We start from the raw sequence: 19244 nt of genomic DNA, 5'->3' as shown, positions 1-19244 counted from the left end.
GATCAGCGGTTCAGCGCAGCAGTGGCATCACGGCCTGGTGCGGCGGCCGCAGCCGGCTGCATCGCCACCGCCTTGGCCTGCACCGGCATGCCCGGCATGAAGACCTTCTGCACGCCATCGATGATGACCTTGTCGCCTGCGGACAGGCCCTGCTCGACGATGCGCAGGCCTTCCGCCGTGCGGCCAAGGCGGATGTCGCGGCGCTGGGCCTTGCCATCCTTGTCGACCACGTACACGTACTTGCGGTCCTGGTCGGTCAGCACAGCCTTGTCATCGATCAGCATCGCCTGGAACTGGCCACTGCCCAGCAGCTGCACACGGGCGAACAGCCCCGGGGTGAACTGCCGGTCGGCATTGTCCAGCAGCGCACGCACGCGGATGGTGCCGGTGCTGCGTGCGACCTGGTTGTCGAGGAAGTCGACCTTGCCCGCGTGCGGGTAGCCTTCTTCACCCGACAGGCCAACCTTCACCGGCAGGTCGCTGTCGCGCTCGCTCGGGCGCTCGCCCTTGCGTGCCATCTGCGCGTAACGCAGGAAAGTGCTTTCGTCGGCATCGAAGTAGACGAACACGGTGTCCAGCGAGACCAGCGTGGTCAGCACGCTGGCGCTGTCGCCGGCGGTGACCAGGTTGCCCGCGGTGACCATCGCGCGGCCGGCACGGCCGTCGATCGGCGCACGCACCTTGGTGAACTCCAGGTTGAGCCGGGCAGCATCCAGTGCCGCCTGCGCGGCCTGCACGGCTGCGCCGGACTGGTCTGCCGCAGCGCGACGCTGCTCGGCGGTCTCGGTGGAGATCGCCTGCTGCTCGGCCAAGCGCTTGGCCCGCTCCGATTCACTGCGGGCCAGGGTTGCCTGGGTGCGGGCGCGGGCCAGTTCAGCGGCGGCGCGATCGTACTCGGCCTGGTAGCTGCGCGCGTCGATGGTGAAGAGCACATCGCCCTTCTTCACTTCCTGGCCTTCGACGTAGTTGACCTTGTCGATGTAGCCGGACACGCGTGGACGCAGTTCAACGCTCTGCACCGCCTCGATGCGGCCGCTGAACTCGTCCCATTGGCTGATCTGCTTGACCAGCACCGGCGCTGCGCTGACCTGCGGCGGGGGCGGTGCACCGGCTTCTTCGGCATGGCCGCCACTGCAGGCAGCGAGCACCGCCGCGGCGAGGATCGACACGCCGACCATCGCAATGCGATGGCCGAAACGATGTGGGGTGGTTTTGGGGGAAGTCATGGCATGCATCCGTACGGAGGGGTGGTACAGCTAATGAGAATGGCTATCAGAAAGTGCGGCGTATGCTGCAACCTCAACCAAGGTCAAGGTCAAGCGACACCGACGGCGTCGCGCCACGGTGGTGGAACTTCCAGTCGCAGCAGGCCCCGCGGCAGTTCCGCATCGCTGCTGTCGCAGCGAACGATGGCGCGGTTGTCGCGGCAGCCATCAAGCAGCGACACCACGCGCCGGCCGACCAGCAGCGAGCTCGGCCACTCGATGCAGGCGTTGGCGGCGTTGGCCGGTGTACACACCGGGCTGCACACCTCCAGCATCTGCGCGCGGACACCGACCGCCTGTGCTTCCTGGTGCACCACCTGTGCGTACATGCGCAGGGCGGCGGTGGTGATCGAGGTCTCGCCGTAGCCGGCCCAGGGCTTGAGACCGGCAGGGCTGCCGATCATCACGTAGCGCCGCGCATGCACGTTGTCACGCAGCAGCGGCAGCAGGTGGCGTACCGCATGCACATGGGGCATCAGGTCGGCCTGCAGTGCGCCGAGTAGTTCGTCGCCCTTGCGGTCCATCACCCGGCCACGGTTGTAAGGACCGCCCATGGCCGCGATCACCGCTGCCAACGGCCGCGGGCGCTGCGCGACGCGCTCGGCCAGGACCTGCGCCGAACCGTCGTCTGCCAGTGAACCGAGCATGGTCTGCAGGCCGGGCTCATCGGCGAACTGCGCTTCCAGCGACGCCAGCCGTCCTGGATCGCGGCCGACCACCAGCACCGGGCTGCCGGCTTCCAGCAGCGCACCGACCACGCCCTGGCCGACCGCACCGGTTCCGCCGAGGACCAGGACTTCGGGCATCAGAATCCCATTCACGGGACATTTCCTCCCAAATCCGGGATAGTCCCGATTCGGCGCAGTCGATCGCTCTTCTGCGGCGCCAAGCGGATGGCACCGCCACGCTGCTGCCGCATGGGCGCGGTAAACTCACGGAAATCCTTGTGCACCAAGGAACTCGGGCGGATCTCAACGGTCATCGCCAGATCCAGGGCGTTCTGGCCGGCATGCCGGAAACGGGCAAGAATGTTGCGCAGGCTCATGGCGGGGGGACTCCATTTCACGAATGGCGCCACGATAGACCTCAAACCTTTACTTGATTAGTCCTGATTAAGGGGAATAATCATCCCGTTCCCGGTCCAATCGATCTGTCACGATTGTCCCACCCCCGACGTCCAGGACTCCCGACCATGTCCCACGATCTCAATGAAACGCTGATCTTCGTCAAAGTGGTCGAGCAGGGCAGCTTCATCGCAGCTGCCAAAGCGCTCGGCCTGCCCAAGACCACTGTCAGCCGCAAGGTGCAGGAGCTGGAGACGCGGCTGGGCGCGCGCCTGCTGCACCGGACCACGCGCCGTCTTGGCCTGACCGAGGCGGGCTCGATCTACCACGAGCACTGCCAGCGCATCGCGCGCGAGCTGGAAGAAGCCGAGAGCGCGGTCAGCCAGTTGCAGTCCGGCCCACGCGGCTGGCTGCGTTTCACTGTGCCCTACTCCATCGGCATCACCTGGATCGCGCCGTTGCTGGGCCAGTTCCATGCGCAGTACCCGGAAATCCGCCTGGACATGCACATGGGCAACGAGAAGCTCGACCTGATCGCCGGTGAAGCCGATCTGGCCCTGCGCGTCGGCGCCCTGCCCGATTCCAACCTGGTCGCACGCAAGCTCGGCAGCCTGCGCACGCAGGTGTTCGCCAGCCCAGCCTACATCGAGCGCTACGGCGAACCACTGCACCCGGAAGAGCTTCAGTTCCATCGCATCCTGGCCATGCGCAAGCCCTACCACACTGGCAATTCACCGCGCTTTACCTGGCAGCTGGGCGAGAACGGAGGGGAACTGCGTGACTTCCCGGTGACGCCGCTGATGACGGCCAACGACATGTCCGCGCTCAACGGCGCGCTGGTGTGCGGTGAAGGCCTGCTCCTGACCGGCGATGTGATGGCCAAGCCGTTCGTCGAGTCAGGCATGGTCCGTCGCGTGCTTGCCGGGTGGACAGGTCCGGAGGTGGATTTCAACGCGGTCTTTGCCGGCGGCCGCCTGGTCTCGCCGAAGGTGCGCGCATTCGTCGACTTCCTGGTGGAGAAGCTCAACTTCGACGCCAATTACATGCTGGCGCAGTGCCCTGGCGCGAAGCTGGCGCGGCAGCAGCAGGAGCAGGAAGATGCCGCGCTTGAGATCAGCGGCAAGCGGATCCTGGAGAAGGTGGCCGCGCCGGCGGCGTGAAGCGGGGCCTGCCCGGCGTCATGCGGCGCGCTGTTCCAGCAGATGCTCGATCAGTGCCCGCAGCTTCGGCTCGGCCTGGCGCCGGCTAGGGTAATACAGGAAGAACCCTGCGAACCACGGACAGTACGGCTCCAGCACGCTGACCAGTTCCCCACGCTGCAGCCACGGGCGCCATGTGTCCTCCATGCCGAAGGCCAGCCCGGCGCCCGCCAATGCCAGGCGGGTCATCGTGGCCATGTCATTGCTGGTGATCTCCGGCTGCACATCGACGCTGAACTCGCGTCCGCGCTCTTCGAATTCCCAGCGATAGGGCGCCTTGCGTGGTGCGGCGCGCCAGCCGATGCAACGGTGCCCGGGCAGCTCGCGCGGGTGCCTGGGCATGCCGTGCTGCTGCCCATACCGCGGAGTGCACACCACCACCTGCCGCTGCCGGCCGGACACCGGAATCGCCACCATGTCCTGGGCGATCACCTCGCCCAGACGCACGCCCGCGTCGAAACCCGCCTCGACGATGTCGAACTCCTCATCGGTCACCGTGATGTCCAGCTGCAGCTCCGGGTGCCGGGCGGCGAAGCTGGCCAGCAGGGGACCGGCCAGGAAATGCTCGGCAATGGAGGACACGGCCAAGCGCAGCTGGCCCTTGAGGGTGCTGCCGCGACGTAGCGTGGACTCCACGGCGCTGCCCAGCTCAGCCAGGGCGGGTCTGACCGCCGCAAGCAGCGCCTGGCCGGCATCGGTGAGGTTGACGCTGCGGGTGGTGCGCAGCACCAGAGCGACACCGAGCGACTGTTCCAACCGGGCGATGGTCTGGCTGACGGCCGACCGGGTCACGCCCAGTTGCTGGGCCGCCGCGGTGAAGCTGCTGCAGTCGGCTACCCGCTGGAACACCGCGAGGGCATTGAGATCGACGGACATTGGTTAGCGGATCTATACAAGGTAGTCAGCAGTCGCCATCTTATCGCGACGAGGCAGGCCGTCTACCGTGACTGCACCGGGCACGACCCGGCATTTCCCCCTAGCCCTTCCGGAGACCTGCCATGAGCCATTCCCGAACCATCCTGATCACCGGTGCCTCCAGCGGCATCGGCGCCGGCGTCGCCCGCTCGCTGGCGCAGCCGGGTGCGCGACTGGTGCTGGGCGCGCGCCGCCTCGAACGGTTGCAGGCACTGGCGGATGAACTGCGCCAGCACGGCGCCGACGTACGCGTGCATGCGCTGGACGTGACGCAGCGCGCGCAGGTCGAGGCGTTCGCCGCGTCAGCCCTGGAGGAATTCGGCGCCCTTGATGTGATCGTCAACAATGCCGGTGTGATGCCCCTGTCGCCGATGGCATCGCTGAAGGTGGACGAATGGGACCGGATGATCGACGTCAACATCCGCGGTGTACTGCACGGGATCGCAGCCGTGTTGCCCCATATGCGCGCACGCGGCCGCGGACAGATCATCAACATCGCGTCCATCGGCGCGCTGTCGGTCGTACCGACCGCTGCGGTCTACTGCGCCACCAAGCACGCGGTACGCGCCATTTCGGAGGGCCTGCGCCAGGAACACCGCGAGCTGCGGGTCACCTGCATCCACCCCGGCGTGGTGGAAAGCGAGCTTGCGGACAGCATCACCGACCCGGTCGCCGCCGAAATGATGGTCGGCTATCGCGCCATCGCCCTGCAGCCGGACGCGATCGGGCGCGCGGTGCGGTTCGCCATCGAGCAGCCCGACGACGTGGACGTGAACGAGATCGTGGTGCGGCCGACGGCCGCAGCATGACCCGGCCGCCGTTCCTGCGCTAGGCGCCGCGCATCTCGCCCAACGAAAATGCCGCCTGCAAGGGCGGCATTCCCGTTCCGGCTGCGCCGGACCTGCACGCACGCGCCGCGCGTTACTGCTGCAGCGGAATCACGCGGATTTCAACACGGCGGTTCTTGGCACGGCCGGCATCGGTGCTGTTGTCGGCGATCGGGTACGCCTTGCCGGCGCCCAGCGTTTCGATACGCACGCTCTGCACGCCCTGCCCGATCAGGTACTGGGCGACCGAATCGGCGCGCTCCTTGGACAGGCGGTTGTTGACCGCATCGCTGCCGATGCTGTCGGTATGGCCGACCACTTCGATCATGGTCTGGTTGTAATCACGCAGGGTACCGGCCACGCCGTTGAGCGCGCCGTAGAACTGCGGCTTCAGTGCCGACTTGCCGAAATCGAAGGTGATGCCGTCGGGCAGGTTCAGCATGATGTTGTCGCCCTGGCGCTGCACATCGATGCCGGTGTTGGCAGTGCGCTCGCGCAGCGCGCGTTCCTGGCGATCCTGGTACTGGCCCACGGCCGCGCCACTGAGTGCGCCGATGCCTGCACCGATCAGCGCGTGCTGGCGGCGCTCGGTCGCACTGTCGCCGCTGAGCAGGCCGGCGGCCACGCCAATGGCGGTACCGATCAGCGCGTTGCGACCGGTCCGGTTCTGCTGCTCGGTCGGGTTGCCGTACTGATCGCTCTGCACGTAGGAACCGCCGGTGGCGCAGGCCGACAGGACGGCCGCGCTCATCAGGGCCAGTGCGACATTGCGGGTGGTGTTGCGGATCATGATGGTCTCCTTGGTTTCCGGTCGGGCCGGCGGCTTGCGGGCCGCACAGAGGATAAACAGCAGGACGCGATGCCGGGATGATGAACACGCCGCTAGACAGGCCCTTGTTCAGCTAGCTGTCTGGAACCCCGCGACGGCGCTTTACCCCGCTCCCGACTGGCGGTAGGCGGCGAGCGCTGCATCCCGGCCGGCGGCCAGATCCACAAGAGGGCTGCGCGGATACTCCGGCGCGTGCTCGGCCAGCCACTGCGGATGCTGCCACGGCGCGAAGCGCGCCTTCACCGGCAGCGCCGCCAGTTCCGGTACCCAGCGGGTGATGTAGCGCGCCTGAGGATCGAACTTTTCGGCCTGGGTGACCGGATTGAACACGCGGAAGTAAGGCGCTGCATCCGCACCGGTACCGGCCACCCACTGCCAGCCCATCGTGTTGTTGGCCAGGTCGGCATCGACCAGTGTGTCCCAGAACCAGCGTGCGCCATGCAGCCAGTGCGCGCGCAGGTGCTTGCACAGGTAGCTGGCGACGATCATCCGCACCCGGTTGTGCATGTACCCGGTATGCCACAGCTCGCGCAGGCCGGCATCCACGATCGGTACGCCGGTGTTGCCGCGCTGCCAGTCCTGCAGCTGGCCGGCGCTGGGCGTGGCCCACGGAAAGCGGTCGAAGCGCGGGTTGAGGTTGCCGGTGGGGGTCTCTGGAAAGTGATGCAGCAGGTGGTAGGCGAAGTCACGCCAGCCCAGTTGCCGCAGGTAGCCGTCGATGTCGGCGTCGGTACCGGCGCTGCGCAGCCCTTCCAGCGCATGGGCGATGCGCCAGGGCGCGATCTCGCCGAAGTGCAGGTGCGGTGACAGCCGCGAGGTGCCGACCCGGTCCGGCAGGTCGCGCTGCGCGCGATAGCCTCGCAGCGCGCCGTCCTCGAACACCGAAAGCGCCTCCAGCGCGCCGGCCTCTCCCGGCTGCCAGTGCTCCCAGAAGCCCTCGTCCCAGCCGAGCGCCGGTGCCAGCCCGAGCGCCTGCAGCGACTCGCCTTCGACGGCATGCGTTGCCAGTGCCGAGGGCGCCGCCTGCAGCCCGGGCAGGCGCCAGTGACTGAGCACGTTGCGCCAGTAGGGGGTGAACACCTTGTACGGCTGCCCCTGCTGGGTGGCGATATCCCACGGCTCGAACAGCAGACTGCCGTTGCAGCTCTGCGCATCGATGCCCTGCTCGCGCAGCGTGCGCTTGATGGAGGCATCACGTGGCTGGGTGGCGGGCTCGTACTTGCGGTTCCAGTACACCGCCGTGGCACCGGTCCGTGCGATCAGTGCCTGCAGCACCGGCAGGCTGTCGCCGATCTGCAGCACCAGGGAAGAACCGCGGCCACGCAGATCCGCATCCAGCGCGGCAAGCGAGCGATGACGCCACGCGTTGGATGCCGCTCCCGGCGCCCACTCGCCTTCTTCGTGCGGCGCGTGGATGTAAACAGGGACCACATCGTGCCCCGCATCCAGTGCGGCCTGCAGGGCCGGATTGTCCTGCAGCCGCAGGTCGCGACGGAACCAGACCAACGCTACCGACACGTGCACCGCCTTTGCTGTGGAAGGCGGCCATGATAGCCAGCACAGGTGAAGACCGCGCAGGGGTGCAACGCCGTCCGCAGCCGGACTACTTCCCGGCGTCGAAACGCTGCATGGCTTCGCGGATCAGCGTACGCGCCTCGGCCGCGTTGCCCCAGCCCTGCAGCTGCACCGGGTTGCGTCCAGCTGGCAGATCCTTGTACACGCGGAAGAACGCCTCGATGCGCTGCCGCTCGATCTCCGGCAGATCGGCCAGATCGCGGACGCCTGCATAGCTCGGATCAACCTTGTCGGTCGGCACGCCGATGACCTTCTCGTCATGTTCGCCGCCATCGATCATCTTCAGATAGCCGATCGGGCGGAAGCGGATGATCACGCCGGGGTGCAGGGGTTCACGGGTCAGCACCAGCGCGTCCAACGGATCGTTGTCGCCCGCCAGCGTGCGCGGCATCGAACCATAGTTGGCCGGATAGGCCACCGGCATCGACTGGAAGCGGTCGACGTGGACCAGCCCGTCGTCCTTGATCTCATACTTGGTGAAGCTGCCAGCGGGAATTTCCACGGCCAGGTTCACCTCCTGCGGTGCCTGCTGCGGCTGGGCCGCCAGGAACGGATGCAGCACCGCATCAGCGGCGGCCACCGCACCGGCCAGCAACAGCAGAGCGGCACCGATGGCAGCAAGAGGAACGATGCGTCGGGGCATGGTCATCGGCGTCTCCTTATTCCCAGCAACGGTCGGCGCGACCCTTGGCAGTCTGCGCGCGCGGGCAGTCGCGTGGCGTGATGCGGCCTTCGGTCAGCTCCGTGCGCTGCTTGCCCCCGCTGGCGTCGCGGTGCAGCTCGAAAGCATCGTACAGCTGCCCGGTCACCGTGCGCGCCTCATAGCGCAGGCGCTGCGGATCGATGCGCAGCACCTGGAACAGCTGGGTGTCCTCGGCCACCGGGGCCATCGTCCTTCGGGCTTCATCGGAAAGACGGTACTGCTTCGGTCCCGCCACGGTCACCACGTACTGCGGTGTGGCGGACTGTCCTTCGCCACGGCGGCCATAGGTGTGGTCGTGCCCCTGCAGCACCAGATCCACCTGGTGACGACGCACCACCGGCAGCAGCACGTCACGCAATGCGGCGTTCTCGCGGCCTTCGCGCGGCGAGTAGAAGGGCTGGTGCAGCATTACGATGGTCCACGGCTGCGGATTGCCGGACAGCACCTTGTCCAGCCAGTGTGCCTGGGCCTGGGCGGTGCCGAGATCGAGTGCCGAGGTTCCATCAAGCACCGCCACGCGCACGCCCTGCGCATCGAACCAGTAGCTGGTCTGCTGCGCGGCAGCGGCGCCATTGCCCGGCAGTGCGAAGGTCACCGGCCAGTGCCGGCCCAGCACACGGCGTTCCTGCGGAGTGTCCTCGAACTCCTCGAAATACTCGTGATTGCCGATGGCAGGCGCCACCAGTGTTTCCTGCGCCAGCCAGCCGGTGGCGGCGAACCATTCGCCCCATTCACTGTCGTCCACACCGTCGCCGCCGCTGACCAGGTCACCCGCGAACAGGCTCAGGCGAGCGTCCGGTGCCGCCTTCTGCGCGGCCCGGACCACGCGGCTGACGTGACTGAGATTCTTGTTCTGGGTATCGCCGAAGTACAGCAGCGTCAGCGGCTGCCCGGCGGTGGCCAGCGTGCGCAGCTGGTTCCATGCACTCCAGCCTGCCCTGCCCTGCACACGGTAGATGTATGCGGTATCCGGCTGCAGGCCATCGATGTCAACGCGGTGATGGTGCGACAGGCCGTTCTCGGTCTGCAGCGCCCGCGTGGTCGCGCGCAGCGCGCGAATGCCTTCGATGGCCGGCGAATCGCCGGCACGCGCGATCTCCAGCAGTGGCGCCTGTACGCTGCCATCCGTGCGCCAGGCCACGGCGAATCCGTGGCTGGGGTCGGCCGAGGGCGAGGCAACGATACGATCCGGCAGTGGCGATGCCGCATAGTGGCGGCTGCCCGCAGGCACCTGCGTGTTGGGTTCGACCGCCGCGGTGACCAGCAGAGGCAGGGCCAGCAGCAGGCTGGCGACGAACGCGCGCGTGCTGTGCCGCCTCATGCGCCACACTCCAGCGGCAGCGCCAGCTGCCTGGCAATGCTTTCCCAGTCAAAGGCGACCACGCCCTGATCGTCATGCACCGCATACAGCGCACCGTGCGGGAAACGCGTGCTGGGCTGCTGCATCAGCCAGATGCCATCGGTGTTGGCCACGGTATTGCCCTGGAAGGCACCGACCGGCTTCAGCGTGTGCCGATCGAACAGATGGAACACGCTGCGCTGCTTGCCCTGCTCGGTGGTGATCCACCAGCCGTCCTTGCCGCAGGTCCGCAGGGTCACCCCTTCGGCCTGCGCCTTGAACACGTCACGGCCGAAGGTGGTGCCGGTGAAGCGGCCTGCCAGCGTATAGACCTTGAACTCGCTGGCGTAGCTCTCATCCTCTTCGGCAATCAGCAGACGGTCGTTGTCCGGATCGCCCCAGATCGATTCGACCACGCGCAGCGCACCGGCCTCACTGGTGTCGCCGATGTCGGCGATGCGCTTCGCGTCGATCTTCGCGCCGTCGCGGGAAACGTGGTACTGGCGCACGCGCTTGTCCAGTTCCGCCAGCGGCGGCAGGATGTCGCGGCCCTGTGCGTCCTCGCCGTTGTCCCAGGAGTCCGTGACGTAGACGCTGTAGCCGTCCGCCCTGCGATCGACCCACAGCCCATAGGGCTTGCGCAGATCTTCGGCAGCGAACGTCGCCAGTGGTATGAAGTCCGGCAGGGACAGGACCTGGACCCGGTGATTGTCGCGTTCCACGATCCACAGCAGGTCGTCGGTCACGGCGATGCCATTGGGGCGATCGAACTGTCCCAGGCCGGTACCGGTGGCACCGACGTCGCGCAGGTGACGGCCGGTGCTGCCGTCATACACCACCAGTTTGTCGGTGGCCTTGGCGGTGGCGATCAGCCAGATCTGCCCGTCCGGCGTGCGCCAGCTTGCAGGCGAATCGATGTTGTCGGCGGGCGTGAGTGGCGACACGAACGCCTCGGCAACGGTGGCCACCGTGCGCGCCGAAGGCGTCGGCGACGCCGCGTGTGCTGCCGGCGCGCGGTCGGCCGCTGGCGTGCAGCCCACGACCAGCGCGGTTGCGATCGCTGCCACGAGCCCCGGAACGTGCCGCCCCATCACAGCGCCACCTTCAGGCCCAACGCATAGGTGCGGCCATATTCTTCCATCTGCAGCGTGCGCGAGCGCGTGCCCTGGTACAGCTCCAACGGCTTGTCCAGCAGGTTCTGCGCCTCGAAGTACAGGCTGACGCGCGGGCTGAAGCGATAATCCAGCGAGAAGTCGAGCTGCGTGTTGGGTGCCACGTAGATGTCGAATGCACGCCCCTTGCCGATGCTGTCCAGATACTCGCTGCGGTACACCGCAGCCAGGCGGGTGCTCAGGCCATATTTCTCGTAGCCGACATGCGCGCTGTACACGTGCTTGGAGGCACGCGGCAGCGTGAAGTCCTCGCCGGCACGGTCCGCGATGCCGGCATCGAATTCGGTATCCAGCCAGGTGCCGCTGGCCCCGACCAGAAGACCGTCGAAGCCTGCCGGCAGGAAGGCCAGCTGCTGCTGCCAGTTGAACTCGGCGCCGCGTACCGTGGCCTTGCGGCCATTGATCGGCTGGGTCACGTCGAAGCCGTCGTAGTCCAGATCATTGGTACGCACGGTTTCCACGATATAGCCGTCGATGGACTTGTGGAACAGGCCAAGCGAAACGATGCCGGTGCTGCCGATGTACTTTTCCACCGACAGGTCGATGTTCTTCGACTCGTACGGATCCAGCTCGGGATTGCCCAGCCGCACTTCCTCGTCGCCGCGGCTGTAGCCCACACGGGGCGAAACGTCGCCGAAGGACGGGCGCGAGACGGTCTTGTTGGCCGAGGCGCGCAGCACCCAGTCATCGGCTGCGTCGTAGCGCAGATGCAGGCCCGGCAGCACATTGGTGTAGCTGTTGTTGGCCACGCGCGGGTTGACGGTGAAGCTGCGCCCGTTGGCCGCCACCTCGACCTGGTTGCCCACCGCCCTGAAACGGGTGTTCTCCACGCGTGCGCCGCCGATGATGCGCAGCGCGCCGATATCCCAGGTCCCCATCGCATAGCTGGCGAAGATGTCTTCGCTGGCCACATAGTCCTCTTCCAGCGATGCCAGGGCATTGGCGCCGGCATCCTGCGGCCGGGCGCTGTACTGGCTGCCATTGGCCGCCCAGTAGGCCCGCATCGCCGCCGAATCCATGCCATCGCCCAGGTTGCCATGGCGATGCTCGGGGGCCGACGTGGTCCAGCTCGACAGTGCCACCTTCGGGCCCACCCGCAGCTCACGCTCGTCGGTATTGACATCGCGGTCGCGCCAGCGGCCCAGCAGGCCGAACTTCAGGCTGCTGCTGTCGCCGTCGAAGCGTACGTTGACCTGCGCGCTGTGCTCCTTGTCGTTGACCTGCTTGGGCGAAAGCACGAAGCGGTCGAAGGCGTAGTTGCCGTTGTCCAGCCACTGCGGGTTGTCGAAACTGTAGGTCGGCAGCCGGCTGCGCTGGTCCAGGGTGCCGTTGAAGTCATCACCATCCAGTGTGAACCGCGCCTCCATCTCGTCGTTCACCCGCTCCTCGGTGCGGGTGTAGCCGATACGGTAATCGACCACCGCGCTGGTCAGCCGGTTCTCGCCACCGAGGCTGGCTGCGAAGGTGTTCTCCTTCTTGGTGCGGTAACGCATGCGCTTGTCGATCGCATCGCCCGGCATGTCATCCAGCCGGTACTGGTCGGTGCCGGTGCGCACCATGTCGGCATCGTCGAAATTGAAGATCACCCGCTGGCGGGTCTCGGCATCGTCGAACTGGCTGTACAACGTGCGCAGGTAGTACTTGCTGTCTTCATTCGGGCGCCAGTCCAGGTTGAGGTTTGCGCCGATGCGCTTGCGCTCGATCTCGTACTTGCGGTGCTGCAGGTTGATCGCGGTGACATCCCCCGGTGCAGCATCATCCTCGCCGTCGTACTCCACTTCGGTGTTGTCCGATTCAAACCTGCGCCTCTGGTAGTTCACGCCCAGCGCGATGCCGAACGTATCGGCGAACACTTCGCTGTAGTTGAAGGCGGCCTTCGGGCTGGTTTCGCCCGAGAGCTGCTGGTGGCTGCCTTCGATCTTGGCGCGCAGGCTGCGCCCGTCGCGATCGAATGCCGAGGCCGATTCGACCAGGACCGCACCGCCGATCGCGTCGCCGGGCATGTCCGGCGTTGGCGACTTGACCACGCGCAGCCGCTCGGTGGAGTCAGAGGGAATGACATCCAGCGGTGCAGCGCGGCTGGAGTCCTCCGGCGTACCCACGGCGATTCCATCGACGCTGACGCTGTTGAGGTTGGCGTCCAGGCCCCGGATGACCACGAAACGGCCTTCGCCCTGGTCGCGGGTGACGCTGATGCCGGGTAGACGCTGCAGCGATTCGGCCACGTTCTTGTCCGGATACTGGCCAAGGGCGTCGGAAGACACGGCGTCTTCGATCGCGTCGCTGCTGCGCTTCAGATCGACCGCGCGGATCTGCGATTCGAGCTGCGCACGCACCTCGATGCGGTCCAGGTCGATCGCATCGACCGCCGCTGCCCCCGTGGCGGCGACCGTCTGCTGGGCGGCGGCCTGCAGCGGAGCGCTGGCCCCCATCGCCAGGGTCAGCGTGATGGCAACGGCCAACGGCGTCTTGATATGCACTGGGAATCCCCATTCCTGTTAAGAATGGGTCTGGACGGTATGTCCGCAAGGTTGCATGGCCATGACAGACGCCCTCGATCCGCGCCCGCTGGCTGCGCTCCGTTTGGGGTTCCGCACCCCGATCCGGCAGAATGATCGCCTCTCCCTTCCCCCTTTTCCGACCATGAAGATCGTCGAAGTGCGCCACCCGCTGGTGCAGCACAAGATCGGCCTGATGCGCAACGCCGCGCTCAGCACCAAGGATTTCCGCGAACTGGCCAACGAGCTGGGCACGCTGCTGGCCTATGAGGCCACCGCTGACCTGGACACCGAGCCGCACACCCTGCCCGGCTGGGCCGGTCCGGTGACCGTGCAGCGCATCGCTGGCGCCAAGATCACCGTGGTGCCGATCCTGCGCGCCGGCCTGGGCATGCTCAGCGGCGTACTGTCGCTGATCCCTGCCGCCCGCGTGAGTGTGGTCGGCCTGCAGCGCGATGAGGAAACCCTGCAGCCGGTGCCTTACTTCGAGCGCCTCACCGGGCGCCTGGAAGAGCGCGATGCGTTGATCCTGGACCCGATGCTGGCCACGGGCGGCACCCTGATCGCCACCATCGACATGCTCAAGCGGGCCGGTGCGCGACGCATCAAGGGCATTTTCCTGGTCGCCGCTCCGGAGGGCATCGACGCGGTCAAGGCAGCGCATCCGGATGTGGAGATCTACACGGCGGCAATCGACGCCCAGCTCAACGAAAAGGGCTACATCCTGCCGGGCCTCGGCGACGCGGGCGACCGCATCTTCGGCACCCGCGTCGGCTGACTGGTGCGACGGGGTCAGATCCCTTTCGCAGAAAGGGCTCCGACCCCGGCACTCACCCCAGTGCGCGCGCCTTCAGTTCACCCTGCTCGTGCAGGGTCACGAAACGCCCCTTGTCGTCGCGACCCAGCTGGGCCAGTGCGACCTGCGGGTCGTGGGTAAAGAACAGATGCACGTTGCGCGCCAGCTTGTCCTCCAGGAACTGCCGCTTCTCGTCGATCAGCAGTTCCGCATTGCGGTCATATCCCATGGTGATCGGCACGTGCACCCACGAGCGCCCCGGAATCAGGTCAGCGCAGAACACCACGCCACCGCGCGCGACCTCGCCTGCATGCCCATGGCCGACGATCTCGGCCAGCATCAGCCCCGGCGTATGACCATCGCTGTAGCTGAAACGCACGCTGCTCCCCAGCGCCCGGGAGAACTCGCCGTCGACCACTTCCAGGCGCCCACTGGCCTGCAGCAGCCCGGGCAGCTCCGGGATGAAACTGGCACGGTCGCGCGGGTGCGGCTGAAGTGCGCGCTGCCAGTGCTGTGCACCGACCACATAGGTGGCATTGGGAAACAGCAGTTCGGGCTCGCGCCCCTCGCTCCATGCTGCCAGCAGGCCGCCGGCGTGGTCGAAGTGCAGGTGGCTGAGGACCACCACGTCGATGTCCTCGTGTTCGAAGCCTGCCTCACGCAGCGAATCGATCAGCACGTGCTGGCTTTCCTGCACGCCATAGCGCTCGCGCATGCGCGGATCGAAGAACGCGCCGATGCCGGTTTCAAACAGGACCGTCTTGCCTTCCAGCGGGCTGGCCAACAGCGCGCGGCATGCCAGCTCGATACGGTTCAGCTCATCCGGTGCCGCCCATTTTTCCCACAACGCACGGGGTGCGTTGCCGAACATCGCACCGCCGTCGAGGCGCTGCGAGTTACCACGAATCGACCAGAGTTTCATGCGCCGATTATCGTCGGCAGGCCGTTAAATAATCGCTAGAACGAAACTGCAGCGCCCTGCCATTGCGGGCAGGGCGCTGCGGCTCACCGTCGGCCGGATGGGACCCGGCGAGCCCGGCCGTTACCTGCCGGGCACCACCTGGGCGCTGCCGACCGGGTTGCGCGGATCGCTGCCGCCGAACAACCGGTTGCTCCTGCGATCCCATTCCACCGTCTGCAGATTGCCCCAGACGTGGCTGGAGCCGCGGCCACCGGCGGCGACATTCCCCGGCAGATCGATCTTGTGGCCCATCGCCTGCAGCTGCTTCACGGTGGCCGCGTCGAACGCGTTGTCTTCGGCCTCGATCAGGTCCGGCAGCCACTGGTGGTGGTAGCGTGGCAGCGCGGCGACCTGCTGCGCGTCCAGGCCGGCGTCGTAACCGAGGATGCCCAGCAGCACCATGGTGATGATGCGGCTGCCGCCGGGGGTGCCCAGCACCACGACCTTGTCGGCGTTCTCCATGAAGGTCGGCGTCATCGAGCTGAGCATGCGCTTGCCCGGCTTCGGTGCGTTGGCCTCGTAGCCCATCACGCCGAACGCATTGGGCGTGCCCGGCTTCAGCGCGAAATCATCCATCTCGTTGTTCAGCAGCACACCGGTGCCCTTGGGTATCAGGCCCGAGCCGTACAGCAGGTTGACGGTCTGGGTGGCGCCGACGCGGTTGCCATCACGGTCGATGATCGAGAAATGGGTGGTCTCGTCGTCCTCCAGCGGCGTCGGATTGCCCGACAGCAGGTCGCTGGGCGTGGCCTTCTCCGGATGGATGGTGGCACGCAGGCCCTGCGCGTAATCCTTGCTGGTCAGCACTTTCTGCGGGATCTGCACGAAGTCCGGATCGCCCAGGAAGAACGTGCGGTCGCGGTAGGCGCGCCGCATCGATTCGACTACCAGATGGGCGCGGTGCGCCGGATCCATCTGCTTGATGTCCCAGCCTTCGAGGATCTGCAGCATGCTGGCCAGGGCGATGCCACCGGACGACGGCGGCGGCGCCGTGGTGATCTTCCAGCCGTTGTAGTCGAAGACGATCGGCTCGCGCTGCTTCACCCGGTAGCCGGCCAGCTCCTCGGCGGTCCAGCGGCCACCGGCCTGCTTCACTCCGGCCAGCAGCAGCTTGCCGGTCTGGCCCTTGTAGAAGCCATCGAAGCCACCTGCCGCCAGCCGCTCCAGCGTCTGCGCCAGTTCCGGCTGCCGGAACACATCACCGGTGGCGATCGGCCTGCCGTTGCGCAGGTACACGTCGCGGGTCCCGGGGTAGCGCTCCATCACCTCGCGGCGCGAGGCATAGCCCTTGGCCATCCGCTCGTACACCGGGAAGCCGTCGCGGGCGATGCGGATGGCCGGTTGCAGCGAAACCGCCAGGGGCAGCCTGCCGTGCCGGGCCGAAAGCTCCACCAGTGCCGCAGGCAGGCCGGGGATACCCGCCGACCAGGCGCCGTTGACCGAGCGGTCGCGGTCCAGGTTGCCCTTCCCGTCGAGGAAGGCCTGCGGCGTGGCAGCAGCCGGCGCGGTCTCGCGCGCATCCAGCATCACGTCCTTGCCGGTGGCCGCATCATGCAGCAGGAAGAAGCCGCCACCGCCCAGGCCGGAACTGATCGGCTCGACCACCGCCAGCGTCGAGGACACCGCCACCGCGGCGTCGAACGCGTTGCCTCCCTGCGCAAGGATGTCGACGCCGGCCTGGGTGGCCAGCGCGTGGCCGCTGGCAATGGCAGCGCCATCGGGACGTTCGGCACGGGCCGGCGCATCGGCCCAGGCAAGCGGGCTCAGCAACAGGCCGAGCAGCAACACGGGACGGGCGAGCAGCGTCTTCATTCGGATGGGGGCTCCGCGTAGAGTTCGGGATGATCGTGCTGCAGCCGGCGCAGTTTGGCCAGCAGCTGGTCTTCCGTTTCCACGATCTCCGGGTCCGGATCGATGCATTCGACCGGGCAGACGACCACGCACTGTGGCTCGTCGAAATGGCCCACGCACTCGGTACAACGGGCGGGGTCGATCACGTAGATGGTTTCACCCATCGCAATGGCCTGGTTCGGGCAGGCCGGCTCGCAGACGTCGCAGTTGACGCAGAGCTCATTGATTTTCAGCGACATGGCGATACTCCTCGCCCGCGCCTTGGGACAAAGGACCGGCCAGCGCGGGCGCGCGGGCCGGTCAGGTCATCGGTGGCGCCCGCTACAGGCGCCACCCGGGCCACGTTGCAACGTGGCCGCCACGGCTCGGTCTTACTTGGCTTCGACGAAAATGTACTCGGCACCGGTCGGCTGCACGGCCGCCTGCACGCGGGCGTTGTCGGCCGACTGGCCGATGAAGACGACGCGCACGCCCTTCATCGAATCCGGCGACACGTCCTTGAACACGGCCTGGATCATGTCCGCCATCTTGCCCGAGGCCGACGAACCGAAGGCCAGCATGTTGCCCGGCTGCACGCCACGGGCCACGGCCTGGGTCGCGCTCTCGGTCTGGCGCTCGTACTTGGCCTGGAAGTCCGGGTCCGATTCCGGCGAGAGGTAGTACAGGAACGGGCTGTTGGAGATGTTGCCCATGTTCTGGATGGCGACTTCCTGCAGGTACTTCTTCCAGCCTGCGTCGTCGTCCTTGGACGGGGCGACCAGCGCCTGCTTGGCTTCGTCGACCGGAGCGGCCTCTTCCTTCTTGCAGGCGGTGAAGGCCAGGGCCAACGAGGCGATCAGCATCGCGCGCATGGTGGTGTTCATGGTTTCCTCCCGGAATGGTGCGTGGTGTTGTACGTAAGGGGTGCGGGTACGGCGGGGCTTATGACTGGGTCGATTTCGCCTCGCGGACCCTGCGCAGGGCTTCAAGCACCGCGGCCGGCACGAAGCCGGACACGTCGCCGCCCAGGCGCGCGATCTCGCGGACCAGCGAAGACGAAATGAAGCTGTGCTGCTCGGCCGGCGTCAGGAACAGGGTCTCGACTTCCGGGATCAGGTGGCGGTTCATGCTCGCCATCTGGAACTCGTATTCAAAGTCCGACACCGCGCGCAGGCCGCGCAGCAGGACACCGCCCTGGACGGAGCGTACGAAATGGGCCAGCAGGGTATCGAACCCGCAGACCTCGACGTTGCCATGGTGGCCCAGGGCATCCCGGGCCAGTTGCACGCGCAGTTCCAGCGGCAGGGTCGGCCCCTTGGACGGGCTCTGCGCCACGCCGACCACGACCTTTTCAAACAGCGGCGCGGCCCGGTTCACCAGGTCGATATGACCGTTGGTGATCGGATCGAACGTGCCGGGGTAGACGGCAATGCGGCGGTTGGCCACGGTCATGGGCGGTTGCAGATGTTCAGATGAGGTCAAAGTGTAGCAGCGGCGCGGCGGTACAGGGCAAAGCGCACCTCACGGGTGCCGCCCTCGCGGTGCAGCAGCCAGTCCGGCGGCAGCACCGGGACGTGACCGGCCGGCGACTCCAGGTAGAGCCAGGCGTCGGCTGCCAGATGGCGCGGCAGCTGGGCCAGCACATCCTGCCAGAGGCCATCGGCGAACGGCGGGTCGATGAACACCAGATCCGCCTGCTGCGCGGGCGCGCCCTGCAGCCAGCGCAGGGCATCGGCCTGGACCACGGTGATCTGCGCGCTGGCCTGCAGCTTGGCGACGGCGGCCGACAGATTGCGGCCGAGCTGGGCATCGCGCTCGACCAGGGTGGCGTGAGCGGCACCGCGCGAGACGGCTTCCAGGCCCAGCGCGCCGCTGCCGGCAAACAGGTCCAGCACGCGGGCCCCGGCCAGTCGGGGCATCAGCCAGTTGAACAGGGTCTCGCGCACACGGTCACTGCTGGGCCGCAGGCCCGGCAGATTCGGCACCGGCAGGCGGGTATTGCGCCAGCGCCCGCCGATGATGCGAACCTGGCCGTCATTGCCCCCACGGCCGCTCATCGGCGCCACCGGCGGAGGGTGTTCGAGAATTTCAGCATGAGCGGGATTGTAGTTCGGCCGGGCGGCGCCCGGCACCCGCAGAAGCCAGAGCAACGGCTGGAGCAACGGCTGGAGCAACGGCAAAGGCTGGTTTCCTGTGGGTTGGCGGGGTGGGTCAGGTTGTGGGGGACGCCGTGAACCCATCCCTGGGGGCTTGGCCGCGGCATCCATGCCG

At 67.1% G+C, this 19244-nt stretch carries 19 protein-coding genes; 3 read left to right on the top strand and 16 right to left on the bottom strand.

Features of this window, described 5'->3' with window-relative positions:
- Positions 1 to 2: 2 nt before the first annotated feature.
- The 3 genes from ACVOJ1_RS05395 to ACVOJ1_RS05385 all read right to left on the bottom strand — a co-directional run bounded on the left by ACVOJ1_RS05395 (position 3) and on the right by ACVOJ1_RS05385 (position 2310).
- Positions 3 to 1226: an efflux RND transporter periplasmic adaptor subunit gene (locus ACVOJ1_RS05395; RefSeq protein ID WP_065181297.1), complete on the bottom strand. Its 1224-nt coding sequence runs from the start codon at positions 1224 to 1226 to the stop codon at positions 3 to 5.
- Positions 1227 to 1315: 89 nt separating this feature from the next.
- Complete coding sequence (locus ACVOJ1_RS05390; RefSeq protein ID WP_053517454.1) at positions 1316 to 2086, bottom strand: SDR family NAD(P)-dependent oxidoreductase; 771 nt, start codon at positions 2084 to 2086, stop codon at positions 1316 to 1318.
- On the bottom strand, positions 2083 to 2310 hold the full coding sequence (locus tag ACVOJ1_RS05385; protein ID WP_053517540.1) for a hypothetical protein: 228 nt from the start codon (positions 2308 to 2310) through the stop codon (positions 2083 to 2085). The genes ACVOJ1_RS05390 and ACVOJ1_RS05385 overlap by 4 nt, the downstream gene beginning before the upstream one ends.
- Before the next feature lie 147 nt (positions 2311 to 2457).
- Here ACVOJ1_RS05385 and ACVOJ1_RS05380 point away from each other — a divergent pair, with 147 nt between their 5' ends.
- Positions 2458 to 3489 carry a LysR family transcriptional regulator gene (locus ACVOJ1_RS05380; RefSeq protein WP_065174970.1) on the top strand — a complete coding sequence of 344 codons (1032 nt, stop codon included), beginning with the start codon at positions 2458 to 2460 and terminating at the stop codon, positions 3487 to 3489.
- Between the two features lie 18 nt (positions 3490 to 3507).
- Here ACVOJ1_RS05380 and ACVOJ1_RS05375 read toward each other — a convergent pair whose 3' ends face one another.
- Positions 3508 to 4404, bottom strand: a complete 897-nt coding sequence (locus tag ACVOJ1_RS05375; protein WP_053517329.1) for a LysR family transcriptional regulator — start codon at positions 4402 to 4404, stop codon at positions 3508 to 3510.
- Positions 4405 to 4526: 122 nt separating this feature from the next.
- Between ACVOJ1_RS05375 and ACVOJ1_RS05370 the strand changes: the two genes are divergently transcribed.
- Complete coding sequence (locus ACVOJ1_RS05370) at positions 4527 to 5252, top strand: SDR family oxidoreductase (RefSeq protein ID WP_346480108.1); 726 nt, start codon at positions 4527 to 4529, stop codon at positions 5250 to 5252.
- 112 nt (positions 5253 to 5364) lie between these two features.
- Here ACVOJ1_RS05370 and ACVOJ1_RS05365 read toward each other — a convergent pair whose 3' ends face one another.
- The 6 genes from ACVOJ1_RS05365 to ACVOJ1_RS05340 form a co-directional block, all read right to left on the bottom strand.
- A complete protein-coding gene (locus ACVOJ1_RS05365) occupies positions 5365 to 6060 on the bottom strand; it encodes a YiaD family glycine zipper/OmpA-like lipoprotein (RefSeq protein WP_053517326.1) in 696 nt (231 codons plus the stop codon).
- 141 nt (positions 6061 to 6201) lie between these two features.
- A complete protein-coding gene (locus ACVOJ1_RS05360; RefSeq protein ID WP_053517325.1) occupies positions 6202 to 7617 on the bottom strand; it encodes a cryptochrome/photolyase family protein in 1416 nt (471 codons plus the stop codon).
- Positions 7618 to 7702: 85 nt separating this feature from the next.
- Positions 7703 to 8323 (bottom strand): inorganic diphosphatase, encoded by a 621-nt coding sequence (locus ACVOJ1_RS05355; protein WP_065174967.1) that lies wholly within the window; start codon positions 8321 to 8323, stop codon positions 7703 to 7705.
- Between the two features lie 10 nt (positions 8324 to 8333).
- Positions 8334 to 9698, bottom strand: coding sequence for a purple acid phosphatase family protein (locus tag ACVOJ1_RS05350; protein WP_346475917.1), 1365 nt, complete (start codon positions 9696 to 9698; stop codon positions 8334 to 8336).
- Complete coding sequence (locus ACVOJ1_RS05345; protein WP_346480107.1) at positions 9695 to 10807, bottom strand: NHL repeat-containing protein; 1113 nt, start codon at positions 10805 to 10807, stop codon at positions 9695 to 9697. Before ACVOJ1_RS05345 ends, ACVOJ1_RS05350 begins: the two co-directional genes overlap by 4 nt.
- Positions 10807 to 13320, bottom strand: a complete 2514-nt coding sequence (locus ACVOJ1_RS05340; protein WP_481558701.1) for a TonB-dependent receptor — start codon at positions 13318 to 13320, stop codon at positions 10807 to 10809. The genes ACVOJ1_RS05345 and ACVOJ1_RS05340 overlap by 1 nt, the downstream gene beginning before the upstream one ends.
- Positions 13321 to 13531: 211 nt before the next feature.
- Between ACVOJ1_RS05340 and upp the strand changes: the two genes are divergently transcribed.
- The gene (gene upp, locus ACVOJ1_RS05335; RefSeq protein ID WP_053517320.1) at positions 13532 to 14164 is read left to right on the top strand and encodes a uracil phosphoribosyltransferase; all 633 of its coding nucleotides are present in this window, start codon (positions 13532 to 13534) and stop codon (positions 14162 to 14164) included.
- A gap of 52 nt (positions 14165 to 14216) precedes the next feature.
- On the opposite strand, the gene ACVOJ1_RS05330 is transcribed toward upp, so the two are convergent.
- From ACVOJ1_RS05330 to rsmD, 6 genes are all read right to left on the bottom strand, one after another.
- Entirely contained in the window at positions 14217 to 15104 is an 888-nt protein-coding gene (locus ACVOJ1_RS05330; protein ID WP_053517318.1) for an MBL fold metallo-hydrolase, read from the bottom strand.
- Between the two features lie 120 nt (positions 15105 to 15224).
- Complete coding sequence (gene ggt, locus ACVOJ1_RS05325) at positions 15225 to 16955, bottom strand: gamma-glutamyltransferase (RefSeq protein ID WP_346480105.1); 1731 nt, start codon at positions 16953 to 16955, stop codon at positions 15225 to 15227.
- Positions 16952 to 17233: a YfhL family 4Fe-4S dicluster ferredoxin gene (locus tag ACVOJ1_RS05320; RefSeq protein ID WP_053517316.1), complete on the bottom strand. Its 282-nt coding sequence runs from the start codon at positions 17231 to 17233 to the stop codon at positions 16952 to 16954. Before ACVOJ1_RS05320 ends, ggt begins: the two co-directional genes overlap by 4 nt.
- Positions 17234 to 17365: 132 nt before the next feature.
- Complete coding sequence (locus ACVOJ1_RS05315; RefSeq protein ID WP_053517314.1) at positions 17366 to 17857, bottom strand: hypothetical protein; 492 nt, start codon at positions 17855 to 17857, stop codon at positions 17366 to 17368.
- A gap of 58 nt (positions 17858 to 17915) precedes the next feature.
- Positions 17916 to 18425, bottom strand: a complete 510-nt coding sequence (gene coaD, locus ACVOJ1_RS05310; RefSeq protein WP_053517312.1) for a pantetheine-phosphate adenylyltransferase — start codon at positions 18423 to 18425, stop codon at positions 17916 to 17918.
- A 26-nt stretch (positions 18426 to 18451) separates the two neighbouring features.
- Positions 18452 to 19030 carry a 16S rRNA (guanine(966)-N(2))-methyltransferase RsmD gene (gene rsmD / locus ACVOJ1_RS05305; RefSeq protein WP_053517311.1) on the bottom strand — a complete coding sequence of 193 codons (579 nt, stop codon included), beginning with the start codon at positions 19028 to 19030 and terminating at the stop codon, positions 18452 to 18454.
- Positions 19031 to 19244: the final 214 nt, after the last annotated feature.

The organism is Stenotrophomonas sp. STEN225 (assembly GCF_056756445.1).
Note: the sequence above shows the minus strand (reverse complement) of the source record. Positions and strands in the feature narration are given on the sequence as shown.